This is a genomic window from Zymomonas sp. (genome assembly GCF_020216885.1).
Classification (GTDB): domain Bacteria; phylum Pseudomonadota; class Alphaproteobacteria; order Sphingomonadales; family Sphingomonadaceae; genus Zymomonas.
Map to the genome: position 1 here is coordinate 1 of NZ_JAIWON010000178.1, position 3611 is coordinate 3611.

At 46.7% G+C, this 3611-nt stretch carries 3 protein-coding genes; all 3 read left to right on the plus strand.

What is annotated here, in order from left to right:
- On the plus strand, window positions 1-770 hold a 770-nt coding region (locus LDL18_RS08850; protein ID WP_296508837.1), incomplete at its 5' end, for a biotin--[acetyl-CoA-carboxylase] ligase.
- A 28-nt stretch (window positions 771-798) separates the two neighbouring features.
- A complete protein-coding gene (locus LDL18_RS08855; RefSeq protein WP_296508839.1) occupies window positions 799-1626 on the plus strand; it encodes a type III pantothenate kinase in 828 nt (275 codons plus the stop codon).
- A gap of 47 nt (window positions 1627-1673) precedes the next feature.
- Window positions 1674-3314, plus strand: coding sequence for a ribonuclease J (locus LDL18_RS08860; protein ID WP_296508841.1), 1641 nt, complete (start codon window positions 1674-1676; stop codon window positions 3312-3314).
- Window positions 3315-3611: the final 297 nt, after the last annotated feature.

A 3611-nucleotide genomic window follows, 5' to 3' on the forward strand; every position in this document is an offset into this window, starting at 1 on the left:
AGGCTAATCAAAAGGCCTTTGCCGAAAAAGTCGATATTACTACTTTATGGCCTGAACATAGTCCTATCCGCGTGGTGGAAGAAACAGAATCCACCAATAGCGATATGCGCCTTTTAGCCGATCAAGGTCTTCCCGAAGGTTTTTGGTTGCTGGCCAATAAACAGACAAAAGGGCGGGGGCGCCAAGGTCGAAAATGGCAATTACCTGAAGGTAATCTGGCTATTAGCGGTTTGGTGCGGATCAGAGAAACCGATACTTCTCTGTCTGGCCTCGCTTTTGTTGCGGCTTTAGCGCTATATCAGGCGGCAAGTCTTTTTGTGAAAGCGGACTGGCTTTCTTTGAAATGGCCGAATGATTTAATGTTGAAGGGCGCAAAATGCGCAGGAATTTTGATCGAAGGTCATCAGGATGCGATGATTTTTGGTTTTGGTGTTAATCTGAAACAGGCTGTTAAGCTGGATAGACCGACAGCGGCCTTAGCTGATTTTTCGTATAAGATACCGGAAAAAAAGGCTTTTTCTGAAGCCTTGGTCGTTTCTTTTGCTGATTGGCTGGATATCTGGCGTAAACAGGGTATTGAAATTATTCATGATAACTGGTTGAAAAGAGCACATAATATTCATACTCCGCTTACTATCCACAAGGAAAACGGTGAATTGCTTTCCGGATATTTTGCGGGTCTTGATCCCGACGGCGCTCTAAAGTTACGTTTACAAAATGATCGGATATGTCTGTTTCATAGCGGAGATGTTTTGTTAGCTAGGTCATAAGATGTTTTCTTTGTTCAGGAATTGATACATGCTGCTCGCTATTGATGCCGGCAATACAAATATAGTTTTTGCGTTGGTCGATGGGCGGGAAATTCGGGCGCGATGGCGAATTGCTACAGAAGGTCGGCGAACAGCGGATGAATATGCGGTTTGGCTGGTGCAGTTAATGGCTATCGGAGGATTTACACGCGAAGAAATTGATAGTGTCGTTATTTGCACCGTGGTTCCGCGGACGTTACATAATCTTGAGGTCTTATCGGCCAAATATTTTGGGGTGAAAGCCTTGATTGCCGGAACGTCGCCTTTGGATTGGGGCATTGATATTGACGTTATCAGTCCTGAAACCGTGGGCGCGGATCGGCTGGTTAATGCGCTGGCCGCGCATCACCTTCATTCTGGCCATAAAATAGCGATTGATTTCGGAACGGCGACTACTTTTGACTGGATAGATGAAAAAGGGGCTTATCGTGGAGGGATTATTGCCCCAGGTATTAACCTGTCCTTGGATGCCTTGGTTGGAAAAGCTGCCCGCTTACCGCGTATTGCAATCGAGATACCAAAAACGGACAGTGTAATCGGCCGTAGCACCGAAGAAAGTATGCATAGCGGTATTTATTGGGGATATATCGCTATGATTGAAGGCTTAACCGAAAGGATGAAACAGGAAATAGGGCGGCCTGTGACGATAATTGCAACCGGTGGTCTGGCCTCTCTCTTTGCGGTGCATACGTCTGTTTTTGACGTGATCGAGCCTGATTTGACTATTCGAGGGATGGCGCTCCTTTACGAACAGAAAGCGCCAACGAAATTCACTGCGCATTCCGGTGGGTTTGCCGCAGATTTTAGCCCCCTGTAATCGGGGATTTTTTACTACTCTGTTAAGATGAAAGCGAATAATAGTCTGTGAAAAGACCAGGTAAAGAACTCCTTTTTCTGGCCCTTGGTGGGTCAGGCGAAATCGGTATGAATGCCAATCTTTATGGTTGTGACGGCAAATGGGTGATGGTCGATCTGGGTATCACTTTTGGTGATGCCAACTATCCGGGTGTCGAAGTTATTTTACCGGATGTCGAATTTATAGAAGAACGCGCCAAAGACCTTTTGGGTATTGTGATTACCCACGGGCATGAAGACCATATCGGTGCTATTCCTTATCTTGCGGCAGATTTGGGCGTGCCAATTTTTGCCACGCCTTTCACGGCTGGACTAATCCGTAGCAAGTTACAAGAAGAGCGTATCGCCGATAAGGTGAAGCTCCATGTTATCGAAAATAATGGCCGTTTTAAGCTCGGTTCATTCCGTTTTAATTATATTCCGCTTGCCCATTCCATCCCCGAAGGCAATGCGCTTTTGATCGAAACCCCTTATGGCAATGTATTCCATACGGGTGATTGGAAGTTGGATGATGATCCCTTGGTCGGCAATACGACCAATGCGAAAATGCTCCGGAAAATCGGCGATAACGGCGTTTTAGCTTTGGTTTGCGATTCAACCAATTCCTTTAACGAAAAGACCTCTGGCTCTGAAGGTGATGTCAGAAAAGGCTTGGATGAAGTTATCCGTAAGACTCCCGGACGGGTTTTGGTGACGACTTTCGCTTCAAATGCGGCGCGTATCCAGACATTGGGACAGGTGGCTCAAGATGTCGGTCGCCATTTGGTGATTGCCGGAAGATCCATCGAAAAGATTATCAAAATTGCCCAAAGCACCGGCTATTTGCAAGATTTTCCGAAAACGCTTTCTTATGATGAAGCGATGCGCATGCCTGCCGAAAAAGTGATGATCGTCGCGACGGGCGGGCAGGGTGAATCTCGAGCAGCTTTGTCGCGGATTGCTTTTGATAGCCATCATTTGAAATTATCCGCAGGCGATAGCGTTATCTTTTCTTCGCGCCAGATTCCCGGAAATGAAATGGCGGTGGGGCGTATCCAGAATGCTTTGGCTGCCAAGGGTATTCGAATGGTCACGGATCGTCAGGCCATGATTCATGTGTCAGGCCATCCCGGAAGGCCTGATCTACAGGCGATGTATCGTTGGATAAGACCAGAAATGCTTATTCCTGTGCATGGCGAATTGCGTCATATGGCAGAGCAGGCTCGGCTTGGTTTAGCAACGGGTATCCCGCGTAGTCTGGTGCAAGGAAATGGCGATCTTATTCGTCTTGCGCCAAAAGGTCCTGTTTTTGTCAGTCATGAAAATACAGGTCGTCTCTTGCTGGATGGGGATGTTATCCTTTCGGCTAATGGCCCCACTATTGGGGAACGCCGGAAAATGGCTATCAATGGCCTGATTTCTGTCGGATTGGCGGTTGATAAGCATAACCATCTGAAAGGCCATCCAACGATTAGTCTGCATGGTGTGCCTATTGAGGCTGATCGTATCGAATTTATTGAGGATGCCTCTAGAGCGGCTATAAAAGCTGTTCATGAAGGCCATAAAAGTGAAGAGCGCATGCGGGAAGCCGTTAGATTGGCTGTCCGGCGGCGGGCGCATCATTGGACGGGGAAAAAGCCCATCGTCGATGTCGTCGCTGTCCATGTCTGATTTGTCTTTATCAGTTTTATAAGAATAGCCTCGTTGAAGCCTATTTTCGACGGGGCTGTTTTTTTATCCTCTGAACTTTTGACCATATAACATCCATTCCAAATCATTTTCATTTCGTGGGACTCTGGCGGCGTTAGTTTTGTTAGGGATTTTTGTGGAAAAAAGATAGAAAAAACAGGTAGTTATAAGAAAGTTGATGGAAAGTTGAATTTTTTGCTTGCAAGGTAGGTTTGAAATGCATAGAAGGCCTTCACACCGACGGGGCGCACCACTTAAACGGTTCGCTTTTAGGGGGAA

What these genes read in the sequence shown, in the direction of transcription:
- LDL18_RS08855 (WP_296508839.1), top strand. Translation starts at nt 799, where the DNA reads ATGCTGCTCGCTATTGATGCCGGCAATACAAATATAGTTTTTGCGTTG.